This is a genomic window from Tsuneonella sp. HG094 (assembly GCF_053819285.1).
This window is the reverse complement of the sequence record NZ_JBSORA010000002.1, coordinates 1-21,717: the sequence shown is the minus strand read 5'-3', so window position 1 is coordinate 21,717 and position 21,717 is coordinate 1. Positions and strand designations below refer to the sequence as shown.

General features: G+C 63.7%; 16 protein-coding genes. 12 read left to right on the top strand and 4 right to left on the bottom strand.

Going from position 1 to position 21,717, the window contains the following annotated elements; all coding sequences use genetic code 11:
• The first annotated feature begins 20 nt into the window (after positions 1 to 20).
• The 7 genes from ACWPMX_RS14580 to ACWPMX_RS14550 all read left to right on the top strand — a co-directional run bounded on the left by ACWPMX_RS14580 (position 21) and on the right by ACWPMX_RS14550 (position 8,958).
• On the top strand, positions 21 to 1,022 hold the full coding sequence (locus ACWPMX_RS14580; protein WP_455700823.1) for an alpha/beta hydrolase: 1,002 nt from the start codon (positions 21 to 23) through the stop codon (positions 1,020 to 1,022).
• Entirely contained in the window at positions 1,022 to 2,626 is a 1,605-nt protein-coding gene (locus ACWPMX_RS14575; RefSeq protein ID WP_455700822.1) for a family 43 glycosylhydrolase, read from the top strand. Before ACWPMX_RS14580 ends, ACWPMX_RS14575 begins: the two co-directional genes overlap by 1 nt.
• A complete protein-coding gene (gene uxaC, locus ACWPMX_RS14570; RefSeq protein ID WP_455700821.1) occupies positions 2,626 to 4,038 on the top strand; it encodes a glucuronate isomerase in 1,413 nt (470 codons plus the stop codon). Before ACWPMX_RS14575 ends, uxaC begins: the two co-directional genes overlap by 1 nt.
• Positions 4,035 to 5,351 (top strand): mannitol dehydrogenase family protein, encoded by a 1,317-nt coding sequence (locus ACWPMX_RS14565; RefSeq protein ID WP_455700820.1) that lies wholly within the window; start codon positions 4,035 to 4,037, stop codon positions 5,349 to 5,351. Before uxaC ends, ACWPMX_RS14565 begins: the two co-directional genes overlap by 4 nt.
• Before the next feature lie 233 nt (positions 5,352 to 5,584).
• On the top strand, positions 5,585 to 6,499 hold the full coding sequence (kdgD, locus tag ACWPMX_RS14560) for a 5-dehydro-4-deoxyglucarate dehydratase (RefSeq protein ID WP_455700819.1): 915 nt from the start codon (positions 5,585 to 5,587) through the stop codon (positions 6,497 to 6,499).
• Between the two features lie 18 nt (positions 6,500 to 6,517).
• Positions 6,518 to 7,408, top strand: coding sequence for a LysR family transcriptional regulator (locus tag ACWPMX_RS14555; protein ID WP_455700818.1), 891 nt, complete (start codon positions 6,518 to 6,520; stop codon positions 7,406 to 7,408).
• Positions 7,405 to 8,958 carry a carboxylesterase/lipase family protein gene (locus ACWPMX_RS14550; protein WP_455700817.1) on the top strand — a complete coding sequence of 518 codons (1,554 nt, stop codon included), beginning with the start codon at positions 7,405 to 7,407 and terminating at the stop codon, positions 8,956 to 8,958. The genes ACWPMX_RS14555 and ACWPMX_RS14550 overlap by 4 nt, the downstream gene beginning before the upstream one ends.
• Here ACWPMX_RS14550 and ACWPMX_RS14545 read toward each other — a convergent pair whose 3' ends face one another.
• Genes ACWPMX_RS14545 through ACWPMX_RS14535 form a run of 3 tightly spaced genes read right to left on the bottom strand, consistent with a single transcriptional unit; the run spans position 8,959 to position 12,364 of the window.
• Positions 8,959 to 10,782 carry a hypothetical protein gene (locus ACWPMX_RS14545; protein ID WP_455700816.1) on the bottom strand — a complete coding sequence of 608 codons (1,824 nt, stop codon included), beginning with the start codon at positions 10,780 to 10,782 and terminating at the stop codon, positions 8,959 to 8,961. It lies immediately after the preceding gene.
• The gene (locus tag ACWPMX_RS14540; RefSeq protein ID WP_455700815.1) at positions 10,779 to 12,089 is read right to left on the bottom strand and encodes an MFS transporter; all 1,311 of its coding nucleotides are present in this window, start codon (positions 12,087 to 12,089) and stop codon (positions 10,779 to 10,781) included. The genes ACWPMX_RS14545 and ACWPMX_RS14540 overlap by 4 nt, the downstream gene beginning before the upstream one ends.
• Positions 12,086 to 12,364 (bottom strand): hypothetical protein, encoded by a 279-nt coding sequence (locus ACWPMX_RS14535; protein WP_455700814.1) that lies wholly within the window; start codon positions 12,362 to 12,364, stop codon positions 12,086 to 12,088. The genes ACWPMX_RS14540 and ACWPMX_RS14535 overlap by 4 nt, the downstream gene beginning before the upstream one ends.
• On the opposite strand from ACWPMX_RS14535, the gene ACWPMX_RS14530 reads away from it, so the two are divergent.
• Both ACWPMX_RS14530 and ACWPMX_RS14525 read left to right on the top strand, forming a co-directional pair.
• Positions 12,363 to 15,173 (top strand): TonB-dependent receptor, encoded by a 2,811-nt coding sequence (locus tag ACWPMX_RS14530; protein ID WP_455700813.1) that lies wholly within the window; start codon positions 12,363 to 12,365, stop codon positions 15,171 to 15,173. The two genes, ACWPMX_RS14535 and ACWPMX_RS14530, sit on opposite strands and share 2 nt — an antisense overlap.
• A gap of 74 nt (positions 15,174 to 15,247) precedes the next feature.
• The gene (locus tag ACWPMX_RS14525) at positions 15,248 to 16,795 is read left to right on the top strand and encodes an aldehyde dehydrogenase (NADP(+)) (protein WP_455700812.1); all 1,548 of its coding nucleotides are present in this window, start codon (positions 15,248 to 15,250) and stop codon (positions 16,793 to 16,795) included.
• A gap of 74 nt (positions 16,796 to 16,869) precedes the next feature.
• Here the strand turns inward: ACWPMX_RS14525 and ACWPMX_RS14520 are convergent, their stop codons facing one another.
• Positions 16,870 to 17,640 carry a TylF/MycF/NovP-related O-methyltransferase gene (locus ACWPMX_RS14520; protein ID WP_455700811.1) on the bottom strand — a complete coding sequence of 257 codons (771 nt, stop codon included), beginning with the start codon at positions 17,638 to 17,640 and terminating at the stop codon, positions 16,870 to 16,872.
• 679 nt (positions 17,641 to 18,319) lie between these two features.
• Here ACWPMX_RS14520 and ACWPMX_RS14515 point away from each other — a divergent pair.
• The 3 genes from ACWPMX_RS14515 to ACWPMX_RS14505 form a co-directional block, all read left to right on the top strand.
• On the top strand, positions 18,320 to 19,651 hold the full coding sequence (locus ACWPMX_RS14515; protein WP_455700810.1) for a site-specific DNA-methyltransferase: 1,332 nt from the start codon (positions 18,320 to 18,322) through the stop codon (positions 19,649 to 19,651).
• A complete protein-coding gene (locus ACWPMX_RS14510) occupies positions 19,648 to 20,478 on the top strand; it encodes a DUF5681 domain-containing protein (RefSeq protein ID WP_455700809.1) in 831 nt (276 codons plus the stop codon). The genes ACWPMX_RS14515 and ACWPMX_RS14510 overlap by 4 nt, the downstream gene beginning before the upstream one ends.
• A 479-nt stretch (positions 20,479 to 20,957) precedes the next feature.
• On the top strand, positions 20,958 to 21,717 hold a 760-nt coding region (locus ACWPMX_RS14505), incomplete at its 3' end, for an Ig-like domain-containing protein (RefSeq protein WP_455700808.1).

Genomic DNA, 21,717 nt, shown 5'->3' with positions numbered 1-21,717 from the left:
ATGAGAATGAGAGGCCCGCGTTGAGGAGTGATCGGCGATCGATCCTTGGCGCGGGCCTTGCCGCGTCTGCGTTCGGATGGACGCGCGCATCCGCGCAGACTGCGCCCCCGGCGGCCGGCAGCGCCTTGCCACCCGGCCTGCCGCAGCCGAGCGAGACCATCGATCTTTGGCCCAGGGGCGCGCCGGGAATGCCCGCGAAACCTCCGGTCGAGACGGTCAACGAACGCTCGACCGATAGCCTCGTCACCGATCGCGCGGTATTCGGCATCACCCGCCCCCGCATGGCGGTATTCCGCCCCGACCGTCCCAACGGCGCCGCCGTGCTGCTGACGCCCGGTGGCGGGTATCGCTGGGTCGTGGTCGACAAGGAAGGCTACGAAATGGCGCGCTGGCTGGCGGCGCGCGGGTTCACGGCATTCGTGCTGTTCTACCGCCTGCCGGGCGAGGGCTGGGCGGCGGGTCCCAACGTGGCGCTGGCCGATGCGCAACGCGCGATACGCCTGATCCGCCACCGGGCCCGTGACTTTGCTATCGATCCCGAGCGGGTCGGGACGATGGGCTTCTCGGCGGGCGGTCACGTTTGTGCCGATCTGGGGGTTCGGTTCTCCGCAAAGGTTTACGACCCCGTGGACGCGGCGGATCGCCTGTCCGCCAAGCCTGTCTGCGCCGCACCGATCTATCCCGTGGTCAGCATGGATCCGGCGATAGCGCACGCCGGGTCGCGCACGTTGCTGCTTGGGCCGAACCCGACCGCGGCTCTTGAAACGGCGCACTCCCCCGACCGTAATGTGCCAGCGGATGCGCCGCCGTTCTTCCTGCTCCACGCGGAGGACGACGATGCCGTACCGGTCGCCAACACCCTGCGGCTGCATGCGGCGCTCACCGAAAAAAGTATCCGTCGCGAAATGCACCTGTTCGAGCATGGGGGGCACGGCTTCGGCCTGCGCAAGGCGGTCGGCAAACCGGTCGAGGCTTGGCCCGACCTGTGGCGAACCTGGGCGCGCACGACGGGGCTCGGCTGATGCAAACCACGCGGCGCGGCGCGCTGGGCACGGCCGGTGCAGCGGGTCTGGGGCTACTGGCCTCATGGCCGGAGGGCGCATCGGCGACCGCAGCGCCCGATCGCCGCTGGGGACGCACCTTCGACAACCAGCGCAAGCCCGATCGCGGCGACGGCACTTTCCTCAATCCGGTTCTCGCCGGGGATCATCCCGATCCCAGCGTGCTCAAGGACGGTAACGACTACTACGTTACCTTCTCGACATTCGACGCCTATCCGGGTCTCACGATCTGGCACTCGCGCGATCTGGTGAACTGGCAGCCGCGCAAGGCAGCGCTGCACAGGAATATCGGTGCGGTCTGGGCTCCTAGCCTGCACAAGGATGGCGACCGCTACCTGCTCTACATCCCGGTCAAGGCAAGCCCGAAGAACGATACGTTCGTGATCCACGCGAAGAGCATCGACGGGCCGTGGAGCGATCCCATCCCGCTCGGCCTGCCCGATCACATCGACCCCTGCTTCGCGGTGGGAGAGGACGGCAGCAAGTGGCTGTTCCTCTCGGGCGGCGACCGTGTCCGGCTGGCCGACGACGGCCTCAGCCTCGCGGGTCCGGTCGAGCACGTCTACGATCCCTGGCGGTATCCGTCTGACTGGATCGTCGAGGGTTTCTCGCCCGAAGGGCCAAAAATCCATCACGTGAACGGCTGGTACTACATGATCACCGCGGTGGGTGGGACGGCAGGGCCGCCGACGGGCCACATGGTCATCGCCGCGCGCTCGCGCTCGATCCATGGGCCGTGGGAGCAGCATCCTGGCAACCCGATCGTCCGCACCACGAGCATCGACGAGGCGTGGTGGTCGCGCGGACACGCATCGCTGGTCGAGGCACCGAACGGATCGTGGTGGTCGCTCTATCACGGGTTCGAGAACGGCTACTGGACACTTGGCCGGCAGTGCCTGCTCGATCCGGTCGAGTTCACTTCGGACGGTTGGTTCCGGATGACCGGCGGCGACCTTGCCCACGCGATGCCGATACCAAACGGTGGCCGCGCGGTGCGGCACGGTCTTGCCCTGACCGACGCGTTCGAGGAGCCGCTCGCGCTCGGCAGCCGGTGGAGCTTTTTCCGGCCTGCGCCGGACGAGGCGGCCCGCATCCGCGTGGCGGACGGGGCACTGCGCCTGCGCGGGGCGGGCGAGGCGCCGTCGACCGGCTCGCCGCTGCTCCAGATCGCGGGCGACACGAGCTACCGCTTCGAATGCGAGATCGAGTGCGCGCCGGGCGGCCGCGCGGGATTGATCCTGTTCTACGACGACAAGCTCTATTGCGGTCTCGGCTTCGATGGGGATCGGTTCGTGACCCATCAGTACGGCATCGAGCGGGCGCGACCGGTCAATCCGCACGGACGGCGGATGCGGCTGCGGGTAACCAATCGCCGACATATCGTGACCTACGACACCAGCGGAGACGGCGGGCAGACATGGCTGCGGTTCGACCGCGGAATGGAAGTGTCCGGCTACCACCACAACGTTCGCGGCGGCTTCCTGATGCTCCGCCCCGGACTCTACGCAGCGGGGCCGGGAGAAGCCGTGTTCCGCGACTATCGATACACCGCACTGGAAGATTGATGCCCCGACCACTCGTTCTCAATCCCGACCGCCTGCTGCCGGCCGACCCCGCGACCCGCGCGGTGGCCCGCACGCTCTATGCCGAGGTCAAGGATCTTCCGATCCTCAGCCCCCACGGACACACCGATCCGAGCTGGTGGGCGAGCGACGAGCATTTCGCCAACGCGACCGAGCTGTTGCTGGTGCCCGACCACTACCTGTTCCGCATGCTCTATTCGCAAGGCGTCCGGCTTGAAGACCTGGGCGTACCGACGGTGGACGGGAAGCGCGATTACGATCCGCGCTCTGCGTGGCGGATACTTGCCGAGAACGTCCACCTGTTCCGCGGCACACCTTCGCAAGTGTGGCTCGACTGGGTCTTTGCAGAAGGGTTCGGTATCGACGTGCGGCTGGATGCCGACACTGCCGACCTCTACTACGACACGATCAACGAAAAGCTGGCGACCGACGCCTACCGCCCGCGCTCGCTGTTCGAGCGATACAACATTGACGTGATCGCGACGACCGAAGGACCGCTGGATACGCTGGAGCATCATCAGGCGATCCGCGACAGCGGCTGGCAGGGGCGTGTGATCACCGCCTACCGGCCCGACGCGGTGGTCGACCCGGAATTCGAAGGGTTCGCAGAAAATCTCGGGCGACTGTCGGACATGACCGGCGAAGACTGCCTGACATGGTCTGGCTATCTCGCCGCCCATCGGCAGCGACGCGCGTTCTTCAAAGCGATGGGCGCGACCAGCACCGATCACGGGCATCCGACGGCCGCTACCGCCAACTTGTCCCCGACCGAGGCTGCGGCGCTGTTCGACCGGATCAAGGGAGGTGATGCGACATCAGCGGATGCCGAGCTGTTCCGTGCCCAGATGCTGACCGAGATGGCCGCGATGAGCGTCGAGGACGGGCTGGTCATGCAGATCCACCCGGGATCCATGCGCAACCACAATGCCGGCCTGTTCGCCCGCTTCGGCCGGGACAAGGGCGCGGACATCCCCACACGCACCGACTACGTGCGCGCGCTCAAGCCGCTGCTCGATCGTTTTGGGACCGAGCGCGACCTGTCGATCATCCTCTTCACGCTCGACGAAAGTACCTATGCGCGCGAACTAGCGCCGTTGGCCGGGCACTATCCGTGCCTCAAGCTGGGACCTTCGTGGTGGTTCCACGATAGCCCCGAGGGCATGAAGAGATTTCGCCGGATGACCACCGAGACGGCGGGCTTCTACAACACCGTGGGCTTCAACGACGATACGCGCGCGTTCCTCTCGATACCGGCCCGCCACGACCTTGCGCGGCGGATTGACTGCGGCTTCCTTGCCGAGCTCGTGGTCGAGCATCGCCTGGAGGATTGGGAGGCAGCCGAACTCGCCCGCGATCTGGCGTACAACCTTGCCAAGCAGGCGTACCGCCTGTGAGGCTATCGGCGGGAACGATCAGTGCGGTACCGGCAGGAATCGCCAAACCGCGTTACGACCGCACTCAGGGCATCGGCATCGTTCACATCGGGATCGGCGCTTTCCACCGCGCGCATCTGGCGTGGTACACCGATGCGTGCCTCGAAGCGGGCGAACGGGATTGGATGATCTGCGGCGTTTCGTTGCGGTCGGCCACGGTCGCAAACCAGCTCAATCCGCAGGACGGTCTGTACACGCTGACAGAGCGTTCAGGCGGAAGCGATGTCACGCGCGTGATCGGTTCCGTGCGCGATGTCCTCGTAGCGGCTAGCGATTCCGCCCGGATTGTCGAGCGCATCGCTTCGCCCGACTGCCACATCGTCAGTTTCACCGTGACCGAGAAGGGTTACTGCCGCGCTGCGGACGGTTCGCTGGATTTGGCGGCGGCGACGATCGGGTTTTATCCGCTCCTGTCCGAGGCATTCGCAAGACGACGGGCGAGCGGCCTGCCGGGCATCATCTTGCTCAGTTGCGACAACCTTTCCGCCAATGGCAAGACGCTGAGACGTCTCATGTCCGAATGGCTGGCCGACGATGCAGGCCTTCTCGACTGGTTTCGCAATGAATGCACCGCGCCCGATAGCATGGTCGACAGGATAGTTCCGGCCTCGACACCCGAAGCCTTGACCGAGCTTTCCCAGCGGATGCGCCTCGATGATGACGGCGCGGTCTTTACCGAACCGTTCAGCCAATGGGTGATCGAGGACAATTTTGCCGGGCCGCGTCCACGGTGGGAGGACCACGGGGCGCAGATCGTCAGCGACGTCGGCCCCTTCGAAACCGCGAAGTTGCGGATGCTCAACGGCGCCCATTCGCTCCTGGCCTATTGCGGACTGGCGGCAGGCCATTCCTATGTCCACGAAGCTGTCGCCGATCCCCGTCTCGCCAGCCTAGCCTTCGGTTTGATGTCGGATGAGGCCGCGCCGACCATCGTGACCGCCCCCGGCCAAGATCTCCGGGCTTATGCGGGCGACCTGCTCGACCGGTTTGCCAATCCGTCCCTGCACCATCGGCTGGCGCAGATCGCGATGGATGGCAGCCAGAAGCTGCCGCAACGCTGGCTCGAAACGCTTGCCCACCGGCGTGCTCAAGGGCTTGCCAGTCCCGCGATCGAAGAGGGCATGCGATGCTGGCTGGACCACCTGGCCGACGGAAGGCTGGTCGATGATCCCCTCGCCAGCGAGCTAAGGGCCGCCGTCGTGCAGGTTTCCCGGGATGAGGCGTGGTCGCGGGTTTTCGGGCCAAGGGGCTTGCTCACGTCTGCGCACGCATGAATCGGGTCGTCGCTGGCAACCTGCAGACGCTTCCTTGGGCTCAATGATGACGCCGGTGATCAGCTTATGGTGATGCGCTGACGTCAATGGCCCAGCGCGTCTTTCGGGCTCCGGAATTCAATCTAGCCAATCTCGGCAACGATCGTGCGCGCATTTGGTTTGGACTGCGAAACCGGCGCTCCGTATCCATCGCTCGACAAACGGCGAGAGGTGCGATGATGGGTCCGGTTTCGATGGCACGGCAGATTGGCCAGGGCTTGTTGTCCTTCCCGGTGACGCATCTGGATGCCGACAACACGTTTGCCGAAGCGCCTTATCGCGATCATTGCGCGTGGATGCTCGATCACGACCTGGCCGGATTGTTCGCGGCCGGTGGCACGGGTGAGTTCTTCTCCCTGACTCCGGGCGAGGTCGGCGCGGTGGTCCGCGCAGCGGTTGCGGAAACCAACGGCCGCGTTCCGGTGATCTCCGGGTGCGGTTACGGGACCGAGATCGCCGTCGGCATCGCCAGGGACGCCGAGGCTGCCGGAGCGGACGGTGTGCTGTTGTTGCCGCCCTATTTGGTGAACTCCACGCAGGATGGGCTGGCGGCCCACATCGAAACGGTATGCCGCTCGACCGGCCTCGGCGTGATCGTCTACAACCGCGACAACGCGATCGTGAACGACGATACACTCGCTCGCCTGTGCGAGCGCAACCCCAACCTCGTGGGCTACAAGGACGGGGTCGGGGACATCGAGCTGATGACCCGCATCTATGCCCGGATGGGCGATCGCCTGACCTATATCGGCGGATTGCCGACGGCGGAAACCTTTGCCGTTCCGTACCTGACGATGGGCGTGACCACCTATTCGTCGGCAATCTTCAACTTCATGCCCGAGTGGGCGCTGGCGTTCTATCGCTCCGTGCGCGCCGACGATCGGGCAGAGGTCCTCAAGCAATTGCAGGATTTCGTGCTGCCCTACATCGCGCTGCGCAACCGTTCGGCCGGATACGCGGTGTCGATCGTCAAGGCCGGGTGCCGCCTCGTCGGGCGCGACGCAGGTCCGGTGCGTTCTCCGCTGACCGACTTGACCGAAGCCGAAGAATCCGAACTTCGGACGCTTATCGAGCGCGTGTCGCCCAAGGCTCTCGCGGCAGCGGCATGATGGCGCTAGGCTGAGCTCATGTTCGAGCTCAGCCAACTGCGCTGTTTCGTGGCCGCTGCGGAAGAGCTGCACTTCGGACGCGCGGCACAGCGCCTCAACATGACGCAGTCGCCGCTCAGTCGGCAAATCCAGTTGCTCGAGAGAATTCTCGACGTGACGCTGCTCGAGCGGACCAGCCGCAACGTGTCGCTTACGCCCGCAGGACGGGTTTTCCTGATCGAGGCGCGCAGGATCGTGCGCCTCGCCGAGAGCGCCCAGCTCTCTGCCCGCCGCGTAGCGAAGGGAGATGCCGGGAAGGTCGCCATCGGCTTCACCGCGGTTTCGGGATACTCGCTGATTCCCCAGATCGTCGCAAACGCGCGTGCGACCCTGCCGAACATCGAGCTGGAACTGCGCGAGATGGTTACGGGCGAACAGGTCGATGCGTTGTTGACGGGCCTGATCGACATCGGCTTCGTTCGTCCTCCCGTGACCCGGAGCGAGTTCGATTCGGCGCTGATGCTGACGGAACCCCTCGTGGTCGCCTTGCCCCCGGGGAATGACCTGCAATCCCATGCGGTGCTTTCGCCCAGCGATCTCGATGGCCGCCCGATGGTCATGTATTCCCGTCAGGGAGCGGGGTATTTCCACGACATGCTGGTGCGGCTGTTCGACGAAGCGGCATCGGCGCCGCTCTTCGTCCAGCACGTCACGCAGATCCATTCGATGCTCGGGCTGGTCCGCGCGGGCCTGGCGGCGGCGATCGTGCCCCAATCGGCGATGGGGTTGCATCCCGACGATGTGCAGTTCCGCCAGCTTTCGACCACTCCAGAACGTCCGGTCGAACTGTTTGCGATCTGGAAGCGTGACAACGGCAACCCGGCGCTCGAACCCATGCGCAAGCTCTGCATCGAATCGGCCAGCCTGTGATCACTCGCCGCGTCGCGATCGGCGCGATGTCCTCGGCCGCCCTGCTACTGTCCGGCGAAGCCTCGGGAAAAACCGGCGATCCGGTGGCTATGACGGCCTCCGGTCGGGTTCGCGGTGTTCGCGAGCAGGGCGTCCTTGTGTTCCGCGGCATCCGCTACGGGGCGGATACCCGGCCGTATCGCTTCGCCCGCGCCGTGGCACCGGCGCGTTGGACGGGCATCGCCGACGCCACACGCTATGGCGCCGCCGCGCCCCAGACCAAGGCGACCGAGGCGACGAGCGAGGACTGCCTGTTCCTCAATGTCTGGACCGCAGGGCTCGATCGCGGAAGGCGACCGGTGATGGTCTATCTCCACGGCGGCGCCCACGCGCATGGGTCGGGTTCGGATCCGCTCTACGAGGGCGGCAATCTCGTCCGTCGCGGCGATGTCGTGGTGGTGACGCTCAACCACCGGCTTGCGGCGCTCGGATACGCCTATCTCGCGCAACTTGGCGGCCCGGCGGAGTCGGGCAACGTGGGCAACCTCGACATCGTGCTCGCACTGCGCTGGGTGCGGGACAACATCGCGCAATTCGGCGGCGATCCCGACCGGGTCATGGTGTTCGGTCAATCGGGCGGGGGCGCCAAGACGGTCACCCTGATGGCGATGCCGGAAGCCAGGCCGCTATTCCACCGGGCCGCCACGATGAGCGGCCAGCACGTGACCGCGGCCGGTCCCATGCACGCGACCGCGCGAGCGAAAGCCTGGATGGCAAAGGTCGGCGCTTCCGATGTCGCGACATTGCGCGAATTGCCGGTCGAACGGCTGGTCGAGGCCATGGAGATGACCGATCCGCTCGAGGGCAAGGGCGAAATCAGCTTCGTCTCGACCCTCGATCACGGAGTGTTGCCGCGCCATCCTTTCGTCCCTGACGCCCCGCGCGAGGCGGCGCATATACCGCTGATCATCGGCAACACGCATGACGAAACGGGCGGCTGGATTGCCGACATGCTCAAGCGCGGCGATACGACGTGGGACAACCTCCCGGCCCGGATCGCCACGCAGATTACCCGCGATGCGGCTCCCGATTGGGTGGCGCAGCGCTACCGCGAAATCTATCCCGAGAAGACGCCCGGCCAGATTCTGCTTGCCGCGACGACGGCAGGCCGGTCCTGGCCGGGTCATGTCATCCAGGCTGAGGAGCGAGCGAAGATCGGCGCGCCGACCTGGATGTACCAGCTCGACTTTCCGTCGCCCGAGTTCGGCGGCGTACTGGGAGCGTTCCATACGCTCGATATCCCGCTCGTATTCGACAATGTCGCGGCAAAGGGGTCGCAAACCGGAGCGGGGCCGGAGGCGCGGCGGCTGGCCGGCAGGATGGCCGATGCCTTCATCGCGCTCGCGCGAACCGGTGATCCAAACTGCCCGAGTGTCCCTGACTGGCCGCGATACGAGCTCGATCGGCGGCGAACCATGATCTTCGATACCGCCACGCGGGTGATCGACGACCCCCGGCGGGAGGAGCGGCTGTTGTGGTCCGTTGCCCCGTATATCAAGCCGGGCGGCTGATCAGCGATCCCAAGGGAACGATAGGGTCGGCCGGTTCGCGAACCGGGTCATCTCGAGCCTGATCCTGGCCCCGCTATTCGGCGCGAGGTGAATTGTCGCATGCCGGTCGCCGACCGGGTGCGACGCGGAATCGAGGTCTATCCGGTCGATCCGGTGTTCGCCGTACGCGCCGCCTTGCACGATCAGCGAGCGGGGTGCCGCGCCTGTGTTCACGAGGGTAATTTCCGTAAACCGATCCCCCATGCCGCTAACCAGTGCGGCGACACCGTCGGGTACGCCGGCGCGGCGACGCGCCGGATCGAAATAGCGCACGCGGCAATGCAGCGGCACGCCGCCCTGCGGCGGGCTGGTCGGCGACCACGGGGGACGCGCGATGTGCAAGCCGCCCGTCATGGTCTGGATCAGAGCTTTCGCCGCCGCGGGATTGTAGTCCAGCGTATGGTCGGCAAGCCGGGTCGCCGGGGTCGAGGTGTCGGCGCGAACCTTGGCGACGCGTTTCGCGACGAACTCGAGGTCCTCCGCCAGCGCCAGTTCGGCATAGGCGGGATTGCGTCCCTCGAGAAAGGCGATCCACGGATGGTCCCCGGCACCTTCGCGGTCGGCCGCATCCTGCGTCATGTACCAGATTTCGAATGCGTTGGTGCGGTAGGGCCCCGGCTTGTAGCCCCACCACCCTTGGGGACCGTACATCGTCGGTGCGGACATCCTGCCATCGACCTGCCGCGATTGGGCGTTGATTAGCGCGTTCTGCTCGCGCCAGAGCTTGATGAACCCGAGGTCCCCCGAAAGCACGGCGGCCCCCATGAACGCGGTGATCGAGCGCGGGACCCGGTTGCGCGCTTCGCGTTCGCCGGTCTGCGGAACGACCGGCGCGAAGTTCCAGCCATAGGTTCCGCCCCACCAGTCCGGCGCGATTTGCCCGTCGAGCCCGATCTTGCTGGGAAGAATGCCGCCATTCGCTTGCGCCCGCTCGGCCCAGGCGCCGAGATAGTCGAGCGCCCACGTGCGGAACCTATCCCCAAGGCCCAGAGCGTAGGCGTTCAGGCCCAGCGTCGTCGATTGCAGGTTCAAGGGATTGTCGCCGACCACATCGGTATATTCGCGGTAATGCGCGAGGAACTGGTCGTAGTTCTCCTCGCCGTGTTCGATGTTGAAGGGGCTCGTGTCGAACGGATCGCCCGCCCAGTCGAGCGCGGTCGCATCGCGCATCATCGGGCCGCGGCTGCCGTTCATCATGCTGCGCATCAAGCGGCGGGCAGGATCGTAGTTGGCGACCGAACGATCGCGTCCGGTGTAGAGATCGGCGAACCGGCGGGTGCGCAGCCACAGGCGCCGGTCGCGCGGCGCACTGAGGCCCATGACGTTGAAGGTCGTCAGCCCTTCCGCGTTGTGCTGCCAGTCCATCTGCACGGGAAATTCCCGATGATACATGCCCTTCCGGGCGATCGGCGTTTCGATCGTACGCACGCGGGTGTACTGCCTCAGATGGGCTTCCCAGAACCGCTGCGAAAGGCTCAGAAGGTTGTCTGGCGCGCCGAGCGCATGGAGGGTGATCCAGTCGTTGGTGAATTCGGCCGCGTCGTCGGGCCCGTCGTTGGCGCCCCACCGCTCGAAGCACTGCAGTTCGTCATTCGGACCAACATAGCGACGATAATAGGTGTCGCACGCCTCTGCATTGGCCGCGAGAAGCCGTCGCTGGAGTTCGGCCCAGCGCGGGGTGGCCATCGGCGTGGTGACGGCGATCGCGTTCGACTTTCGCGCACTCGCAGGTAGTGCGGAAAGCGCGGCCGTCCCTGCGATGACCCCCCGCCGCGTCGCCTTCACGCGGGCAATTCCACCCGGCGGAGCGGGCCGACGACCAGCGTGTAGGCAAGGATCGTGACGATGCAGTGGACGGCGACGAACGCCAAGGCGAGGTCGAACGATCCCGTCGCTGCCACGATGTAACCGACCACGATCGGCGTGACGATGCCGGCGACGTTGCCGAACATGTTGAAGACACCGCCCGAAAGACCTGCCAGTCGCCGCGGAGCAACGTCGGCCATGACGGCCCAGCCCAGCGACGCGATCCCCTTGCCGAAGAAAGCCAGGCTCATCGCGACGATGATCAGTGCTTCGCTGTCGATCCAGACGCAGGCCAGGATGGAGGTTGCGAGGATCATGCCGACCACCAGCGGAGTCTTGCGTGCTTTGTCGAGGCTTCCGGTTCGGGCGAGAATCCGGTCGGACCAGAACCCACCGATCAAGCCGCCGAAAAAGCCGCACAGAGCCGGTACGGCCGCTGCGAAGCCGGCTTCCAGGATGTTGAGGCCGCGCTCCTTTACGAGGTAGATCGGAAACCAGGTGACGAAGAAATAGGTCAGCACGTTGATGCAGTACTGGCCCAGATAGATGCCGACCAGCATCCTGCTGGTCAGCAGCGAACGCACGTTCGGCCAACTGAAGCTCGCCTTGTCGGCGGTGGCCGATTCCATCGCGACCTGACCGCCACCCTCGCGGATCAGCTCAAGCTCGGGCGCATTGATCGACGGGTGCTTGTCCGGTCCGTGAATGAAGGTGACGAACACGAAGACCGCGACGAAGCCCAGCAGCCCCATTACCCAGAAGACCGACCGCCATCCATGTTCATGGACCAGCCAGCCCATCAGCGGCGCAAAAACGACGAGCGAGAAGTATTGGGCGCTGTTGAAGATCGCTGCCGCCGTCCCGCGCTCGCGTCCGGGAAACCAGGCCGCGACGAGGCGGGCATTGCCCGGGAATGACGGCGCTTCGCAGATGCCGACGAGGAAGCGCAGAGTGAACAGGGCGGCCACTGCGCTCAGCCCGGCGATGAATCCGACGAAGCCCTGGGAAGCGGTGAAGAGAGACCACAGTGCAATTGCGGCGGCATAAACCCGCTTCGTGCCGAACCGGTCGAGCAACGCGCCGCCCGGAATCTGGGCCAGCGCATAGGCCCACGCAAACGCCGACAGGATATAACCGGTTGCGATCGCGCCGAGCTGGAGTTCTTCGCCCGCCGCCTCGCCCGCGATCGAGAACGTCGCCCGATCCGCATAATTGAGCGTCGTGATCAGGAATATGAGCGCGATAATCCGGTAGCGGACCTTGGTCGGCTTTGCGTCCGTCGTCATCGCAGTTTCCTCTCGCCCGGTCCCTCGGCTCGTTGTCGCCGTCGGTAGTTGCCGGCATTTCCTAGCCGCTCGCGCCGAGCCGGTCCAAGGCCAAGAGCGGCATGATCAAGCCACTGGTTGGCTAGATCAATGCGATTTTCGCTGAGCATGCCTATCATCAGTGCAAGGATTGGCTTGATCCATGCCTGATTGGGATTGGCCTTTAGAGAGCTGGCCGGGATATTCCCAAACTCGCTGACACCGTACCAATCGGTGAGGGAGAGGGAATTCGCCATGAATGTTTCGCGCAAGCACGTCCGCAAGGTTCTGATGGCGGGTTCGGTCGCCGCCTGGGTCATGGCGGGCAACCAGGTCGCAGCCCAGGATGCCCAGGTTGCGGAGAGTGTCGCAACCGACGGGGAAGCGGCTGCCGAAGACGATGCGAACACGATCGTCGTCACGGGCTTCCGCGAAAGCCTGACGAGCGCGCTCGCGATCAAGCGCAACGAAACCGCCGCGGTCGATGCGATCAAGGCGGAAGACATCGCCGAATTTCCCGATCTCAACCTCGCCGAATCCCTCCAGCGCATTCCCGGCGTGGCGATCAGCCGCGTCAACGGTGAAGGGCGCAACATCTCGGTTCGCGGCCTCGGCCCCGAATATACCCGTGTCCGCATCAACGGCATGGAAGCGATCGGCACCACCGGCGGAACCGACAACTCGGGCGGCGTCAACCGCGGCCGCGGCTTCGACTTCAACATCTTCTCTTCGGACCTCTTCTCGAACCTGGCCGTACGCAAGACCGCGACCGCCGACGTCGAGGAAGGCTCGCTCGGCGCGACCGTCGACCTGACGATCACGCGCCCCTTCGATTTCCGCAAACCCACCGTCTCGCTGTCGGCGCAGGGAAGCTACAACGACCTGTCGCAGAAGATGACTCCGCGCCTGTCGGGCCTGGTCACGACAACGACCGACGACGGGCGTTTCGGCGTCCTGCTGTCGGTCGCCTACGAAGAGCGCGACCTTGTCGAGGAAGGCGCCAACATCACGCGCTGGACCTACGGCGGGTTCAACGGCGGCTTCAACGCCGCATCGACCATTCCGGGCTACACCATCGCCCAGATCAACAACGCCAATCCTGAAACGGGTCTGTACCACCCCCGCATTCCCGGGCTTGTGAGCTACCGGATCAAGCAGCAGCGGCTCGGTGCCGCCGGAGCCATCCAGTTTCGTCCGACCGATCGAACGCTCATCTCGCTCGATGCGCTCTATTCGCGCCTCGACGGCACCCGTGAGGAAGCCCAGTTCCAAGCCATCGGCTTCAGTCGCGGGGGCAGCGGCAAGCCGCAGTCGATCATCCGCACCGGTGTGGTGGATGAAAACAACAACATCATCAGCGGGACGTTCGATGCGGTCGACCTGCGCGTGCAGTCGCGCTTCGACCGGCTGATCACCGACTTCTACGAATTGACTGGCAACTTCGAGCAGGAAATCGGCGACAAGCTGAAGTTCGTCGGCCTGATCGGATATGCCAACTCGGCATTCTCGAACCCGATCCAGACGACGGTCACGCTCGACGCGGCCAACACCAACAATTTCAAATACGACTTCTCGACCCGCTTCCCGCTGATCCAGCCGGGTGTCGATATCAGCAACCCCGGCACATTCGCCTTCACCAGCGGCACATCGGAGGTTCGCATCCGGCCGCAGACGGTCGACAACACGTTCACCTCGACCAAGGGCATGCTCGAATACGAGATGAGCGATGCGGTTAAGCTCAAGGCGGGTGTCGACTGGCGCAAGTTCACCTATGATTCGACCGAGCGCCGCCGTCTCTCGGGCGAGACGGTCGTCCAGACCCTGACGGCCGCGCAGATCGCGGCGGCGACAGTGCCGTTCACCGGGTTCGGTCGCGGGCTCGGCATTCCTGCCGGTACCCCGACAGGCTGGATCGTGCCCGATCTCGCGAAGTTCGCCGAACTCTACGGAATTTACACGAACCCGATCTACGCGACCGGCGGCGTGGAGAACGCAAGCGCCCGCGGCTCCTTCGTAACCGTCGAGGAAAAGGACCTCGGTGCCTGGGGCATGGCCGAATTCGACTTGCGCGATGCCGGCCTGCCGGTGCGCGGCGACATCGGCCTGCGCTGGGTCCGCACCGACCAGAATTCCACCGGGTACGCGAGCCAGGGCGCATCGGTGAACCTTGTCGAGGCCGAGCGGAGGTACGAGAACTGGCTCCCCTCGGGCAACCTCGTGTTCGACGTGACCGACGACTTGCTGATCCGCGTGGCGGCAGCCAAGACATTGGCCCGCGCCGGCATCGGGTCGATTTCGCCCGGTGGCAACCTCAGCGTATCGGGCGGCAACCGGACCTTCAGCTCGGGCAATCCGGACCTCGATCCCACCAAATCGACCAATTTCGACGCCAGCATCGAATGGTACCCTGCACGCGGCGCGATCTACTCGGTCGCCGGCTTCTACAAGGACATCGGCTCCTTCGTGCAGACGCTCAGCGTTTCGGTGCCTTTCGCTGACCTCGGACTGCCCGCTTCGCTGCTGACCGGGACGACCGCCGTTCCGACCGATGTCTTCATCGTCAGCCAGCCGGTCAATTCGAGCGGCGGCAAGCTCAAGGGCTTCGAAGTCAACGTGCAGCAGCCCTTCAGCTTCCTGCCCGGCCCGCTCGCCAACCTTGGCGTCCTGGCGAACTTTACCTACGTGAAGTCAGACCTCAAGTATCTCACCAATGCCGCGGGTACGAGCTTCGTGACCGCGCCGCTGGTGGGCCTGTCCAAGTACGCGGCCAATGGCACGCTGTACTACGAGGATGCCAAGTTCTCGGTTCGCGGTTCGGTGTCGTACAGGTCCCGCTACTTGACCGCGGTGCCGGGCACCGAGGGCAACGCCTACAACGGCACAAACGAGACGGTGAACGTCGACGCACAGGTGTCCTACAACCTGACCGAACAGATCAAGCTCAGCGTCGAAGGCATCAATCTCACCGACGAGAGGAACGACCTGTTCGTCGACGAGACAAATCGCCTGAACGTACTCACCCACAGCGGTCGCCAGTTCAACTTCGGCGCCAAGTTCACCTTTTAGCCTTTCATGGATGAGGGAGAACCCGCGCTCGGCAGCAACGATCTGCCGAGCGCGGGTTTTTATTTGGAGACTGTATGATCGACGGCAGCATTCTTGTGGGAGCGCAGGACCGTCGCTCCTCGGAAACCTTTCGCGCTGTCGCGGCGGAAAACGGGGAAGCGATCGGGCCGGAGGTCAGCGAAGCCACGCCGCACGACGTCGTCGATGCCTGCACGAAAGCGGCGGACGCCAGCGCCGTTTTCGGAAGTCTTGAGCCAGGGCGGCGCGCGGCCTTTCTCGACGCAATCGGAGCGGAGATCATCGGCGCCGGGTCCCGCCTCATCGAAACGGCGATGGCGGAAACGGGGCTGCCGCAGGGGAGGCTCGAGGGCGAGCGCGGCAGAACGGTCAATCAACTGGCGATGTTCGCCCATGAGATCCGCCGGGGAGACTGGCTCGACGTCGTGATCGACCCGGCATTGCCGGATCGCGTGCCCCCGCGGCCCGATCTGAGGCGGATGAATGTACCGGTGGGCCCGGTCGCCGTGTTCGGCGCATCGAATTTCCCGCTCGCATTCTCTGTCGCAGGCGGTGATACCGCCTCGGCCTTCGCTGCGGGTTGCCCGGTCGTCGTCAAAGGGCATCCCGCCCATCCGGGCACGGGAGAGATCGTCGCGCGCGCGATCCGCAGGGCAGCGGTCGCAACCGGTATGCCCGAAGGCGTGTTCTCGTTTCTGCCCGGACGCTCGAATGCGCTCGGCGGCGCCCTGGTGGCCGATCCGCGCATCAAGGCTGTCGGTTTCACCGGGTCACGGTCGGGTGGTCTCGCCCTCGTCGATATCGCTCAGCGTCGTGCGGAGCCGATTCCCGTCTATGCCGAAATGTCGAGCATCAACCCCGTGGTGCTTCTACCACATGCCCTGGCGGAGCGATCGGCCGAGCTCGGACGCCAGTTCGCTGCGTCCCTGACCTTGGGTGCGGGCCAGTTCTGCACGAATCCCGGTGTCGTGATCGCTCTCGCTGGACCCGATCTCGATGATTTCATTTCGGCCGTGTCCGAAGCACTCGAAAGCGCGCCCGTTGCGACGATGCTGACGGACGCCATTCGGAACGCGTTCGAGGCTGGCGTCGCGACCATCGGATCGCAGCCGTCCGTGCGCCGCATCGGCGGCCGGTCGAGCGATGAAAGAAACAACGCAGCGCTGTTCCTCACCGACCTGCGGACATTCCTGGACAGGTCCGAACTCCGCGAAGAGGTCTTCGGTGCGAATGCCGTCATCATTGAGTGCGCCTCGCTTTCGGAGATGACCAGGGCACTTTCCGCTCTCGAAGGCCAGTTGACCATCACGGTTCAATGCGACGCCGCTGACGCCGGGACCGCGACCACCGTGTTGCTCGCCGCCGCGGAGCGAGCGGGCCGGATCATAGCGAACGGCTGGCCGACGGGCGTGGAGGTCACGCCCGCGATGGTGCATGGAGGACCCTTTCCGGCCACCTCCGACGCGCGCACCAGCTCCGTCGGCACGTTGGCGATGCACCGTTTTCTCCGCCCCGTCTGCTGGCAGGATATCCCCCAAGCACTGCTGCCGCGTCCTCTGCAGGATGAGAACCCGTGGCAAATCCCGCAACGTCGCGACGCCTGATTGCTCACGCTTGCCCCTGACAGATGGGCGTGCGGCCCGTGCCTGCTGCTGGGGTGGAAAGCGGTTTCCTCGCGCTACTCGCGAACGAGCTTCCAGGCGGCATTCCAGGGATAGGTTATCGCCAGCGGTTCAAATTGGCGACGGGCGCTCCATTCGCCGAAGGCCCGCTGCTCGCCATGTTCCCATGGTCGAGGTTCGTTCTCGAAGCTGAACCAGTCGTCAAAGATGATGACCGAACCTGGTCCGAGAAGCGGCCCTATAAACTTCAACACGGGAACGGTGGAGCGGTACAGGTCGCAGTCGATGTGAATGATGTGGGCACGCCCGTGCTGGATGCTCTTTTCAACGGCGGCTCGGGGCGAAAGCGATTGGTCGAAGAAGCCCTTGGTCACGGTGATCTTGTCGAGTGGCACGCCAGCCTTGCTCAAAAAGGCCTTAAACAGCTCTTCTGTGTAGGCCATGTCCCCTTTCGCGAAGTCGCCCTCGCTGTCCGGCAGACCTTCGAAAGAATCGAAAGCATGAAAGCGCATGCTATCGAAGTCGGGAGACCGCCGCGCGATTTTTGCGGCGCTGATCATCGAAGTTCCTCGAGCCACGCCAAATTCAAGGTAATCGCCGATGTTGCCTGTCCGCTGCACTTCGGCGAATGCGGCTTCGAATACGGGCATCCGGTGCTTGTTATCCCGGAACACCAGGTGTCGCGCCGCATCGTAGGCCGCCGCTGAGACGGTCGTGGGAAGCCGCATGTAAAGCCTTGCTAGCGCTTCGCGCGAACCCGGAATGGCCGCCATGAGTCGCTTTGCAACACCGTATTTCGACCCCTGACCGTGTGAGCTATTCGCCATGGCCCGCCTCCAGCACAAATCGTTTGCCGTACAACGTGACGTAGGGCTGGAAAGCCCCGAACGACGTCGGAAACGGAAATCCAACCGGTGTCCCGCCAGGTCCCGGCATGTGACGTGCTCCAGAGCAGTCACTCTTGTTCGACAGAGATCCTGCCACCTAAGTCCGACGTTTCTTCAACAGAACAATCAGCCACTCAGGGCTCGGTGGTGCGCGACGCAGTCGGGCGCGAACGAGTCTCTACGCTGATTTCCCTAGTTTACAGGGAAACTACAGGGAATTTGCAATTTTCGAGGCCGTTTCGGCCTATCGAGGGCATCTCTAACCCGCAGAAATCCGCCATTTCCTGAGGCAAATTCCCTGCGCACATAACAGGGAATTCCCGGAGAGCGATCAGGGAGCCGGCCGCGGGCTAACAGCGAATGCCTCGCTCCGAGCAGCGAAGAAGCGGACGGTACTGTTAATGTGGGGACGGCGAAGCGAATCATCGCCGATCTAGCGCCAACGTCAGGCGCATCTGTATCAGCGTCGTGCCTCAGCGAAGCGCTGTCAGCCACAAAAATGCGATTGACCGTGCTTTTTGTACGATGTATGTTCTTGTTTTGACCTGTTTATATCTCCTGTCCTGTGCTAGTGGAACCTGGCGCGCTTTGCTGCGCGTGGGGTTCGCAGGGGGCACTTATGACGGGACTTACTCAGGCAATCGTCGAGCTTTCGATCGACATTCTAAAGCCGTACTCGCGCAATGCGCGCACTCACTCCAGGAAGCAGGTCAAGCAGATCGCGGCGTCGATCGAGCGCTTCGGGTTCACGAACCCGGTCCTTGTCTCGGATGACGGCGAGATTATCGCAGGCCATGGGCGGGTCGAGGCGGCGAAACTTCTCGGCCGCAAGACAGTGCCCACGCTGACCCTCTCGCATCTGTCCGAGACCGAGCGGTGCGCTTACGTCATTGCCGACAACAAGCTCGCGCTTAATGCCGGGTGGGACAAAGAGATCCTCGCGATCGAACTCCAGGCGCTGGTCGACCTCGAGTTCGATGTCGAACTGACCGGGTTCAGCCTGGCGGAGGTCGATCTGGCAATAGACGAGGCGCACGAAGCGTCCGTCGATGGGCCGACGGCGCCAGAGGACGCGATACCGGTTCTCTGCGGTGATCCGGTTTCGCGGTTGGGCGATATCTGGGAGCTGGGGCGTCACCGGCTCCTTTGTGGCGACACCCGCGATGCAGCGGGAATGGACCGATTGATGGAGGGTGCGCGGGCCGACCTTGTGTTCACCGACCCGCCCTACAACGTGGCGATCGAGGGCAATGTCTGCGGACTCGGTTCGGTGAAACACCGGGAGTTCGCGTTTGCCTCGGGCGAGATGAGCGAGAGCGAGTTCACCCGGTTCCTCACCGAGACCCTTTCCAACATGTCCCGCGTTATGCGCGACGGTGCGATCGCCTTCGTCTGCATGGACTGGCGCCACATCGGCGAACTGCTTGCGGCAGGCGGACAGTCGTTCACCGAGCTCAAGAACCTGGTGATCTGGAACAAGACCAACGGCGGGATGGGCGCATTCTACCGCTCGAAGCACGAGCTCGTGTTCGTGTTTAAACAGGGCACGGCGACCCACACCAACACGTTCGGGCTCGGCGAGACGGGCCGGTATCGGACCAATGTGTGGGACTATGCCGGTATCAGCTCGATCGGCGCCAACCGCTCCGATGAGTTGGCGATGCACCCCACGGTCAAGCCAGTGGCGCTTATCGCAGATGCGATCCGCGACTGCTCGAAGCGGGGCGAGATTGTCCTCGACGGGTTCGGCGGCAGCGGCAGTACGCTCATCGCGGCCGAGAAAACCGGACGGTCGGCGCGTCTCATCGAATACGATCCGATCTACTGTGACACGATCATTCGCCGTTGGCAGGAATACACGGGAAAGCCGGCGAAGCTGGTGGGTAGCAATGCAAGCTTTGAGGACATCGCTGAAGCTCGCCTTGGCATCGTGCTGGAGGCGGCAGAATGAGCGCGGCCGACGAGGAGGATAAGACCGGGAAGCTGCCGGCTCCCTACAAGGTCGGCTACGGACGTCCACCTGCCGAGCACAGGTTCCGCAAGGGGGCGTCAGGCAACCCCCGTGGCCGACCTCGCGGTGCTGCGAACAAGCCGAAGATCAACACCGGTCTCGGTATGCGTGCAGCCGAGGAGTTCCTGCGCGAGGAAGCTTATCGCACGGTTACCTTGCGCGAAGGCGACAAGGTCATCGAACTTCCCGCGATCCAGGCGGTGTTCCGCGCGATGGGTGTGTCCGCGCTCAAGGGTAATCGGTTCGCGCAGAAGACCCTCAGCGAGATGGTGACTCGGCTCGAGCAGCAGGATGCCGCTTCCCGAATGGAACTGTTCGGCAGCGCGGTCGAGTACAAGCACAACTGGTCGCAGGCGATCGAACAGGCCGAGAAGGCGGGTCGAGAGCCGCCTCGCCCCATCCCGCATCCCGATGACATCATCCTTGATCCCAACAATGGTGGTGTGAAGTTTGCCGGACCGCTGACCAGGGAGCAGCGCGACCGCCTCGAGGAAGCGCTGCAGCGGCGCGCAGAGGCGCAGGAAGATGTCAGCTACTTCGCCGAAAAATATCGCAGCTCCAGATCAGAAGAACGGAAGGCCCGCTATCTCGACGAGTGGCATTGGGAACAGCGGATGTTCGACATCCTCAACGATATCGTGCCTGGACGCTACAAGACCAAGCTCAAGGATCGGTCATACAAGGAGGGCGCATCGCAAGAGGGAAGGGCGTTGCAGGACCTCCGCGAAAGCCAGGCGATCAGGGACGAGTTTATCGAACGCGCATAAGCCGACGAGGTGGCTGCTTTGCGCCCTCGGGTTCGGCATTCGACGGCGCTATTCGGATTCCCTGAAATGGACGTTTATCCTGCATCATGTCTAGATCCTTCTATGGCAGTCAAGGCTTTTACCGATTCACGAGATCCTCGATTCAATGGGGGTAAGTTTTGGACGATCCGAGATAATCGCGCTGTCGCCAATCGTTGTCGGTAGCGAACGGATTAGTCGAATCGACAATCCGGAACTTGCCTGACTGGCGTTCTGCAGCCTGTTTCGGCAGCACCCAAAAAAGGGGCTCAGGTGGTCACTATTTGCCCCACAAGTGTCTCATTTCAGGACATAGTTTCTTTTCGCCTATTTTTCCGCTGCCTCAAGTTATTTATCCGTTAGGCTCAAGCTAACTGGGCTCACGAGTCGCAGCGGGAGCAAAGCCCCATCCCAGTTGATCAGGCGTGCACCCGCGGGATCGGGTGAGTGGGGGATTTTGTATGTCGAATTTGATCGGTGGGGCTGGCAGCGATACTCTGACTGGTTCAACTTCAGCAGATTTCCTGAATGGTGGTTCCGGCAACGACACCCTCGACGGTGGCGCAGGGGCGGATCGTGTTCAGGGTGGCTCAGGTGCTGATACTCTCATTTATCGCGCGTGGCAGAACCTCTGGAAGAGTTCGACGGGATTTTACGGATCCTATGATCAGTACGACGGAGGAACCGGGGCGGTCCAGAAGGGTTCTTCGACGCCTGACGTCGACACCTTATACGTTTACCTAAGCAACGATCAGGTTGCGGATTCCGGCTTCTTGGCGTCTTTCCTGGAAGAGTGGTCCCGCTATCAGACTTTCATTGCGCAGAATACCAGTGCGAACACGCTGCAGGCCGGGCAGGCCGAATTTACGTTCAGAACAATCAACCTCAAGGTATCGGCGGTTGAAAAGGCCTATTGGGGCGTCGACCCAAATTCGCCGCTGGCGTCTCCTGACTCGTTGACCACCAATGAAGATTCGGCGATTTCGTTCGATGTTCGGGGTAACGACGTTGATCCCAATGGCGACCCGCTGATAGTAACGAAAATCAACGGCTCGCCGATCGGGGTAGGCGGTTCGGTTGTAGTCTACGATGGCGCTATGGTGGCTGGGACAGTGAGCCTTGGTGCCGATGGTAAGCTGACCTTCGTGCCGGCATCCGATTACAATGGTGATTTTAACTTCACCTATATCGTCGCTGATCCGAGTGGGCTGAGTTCGACCC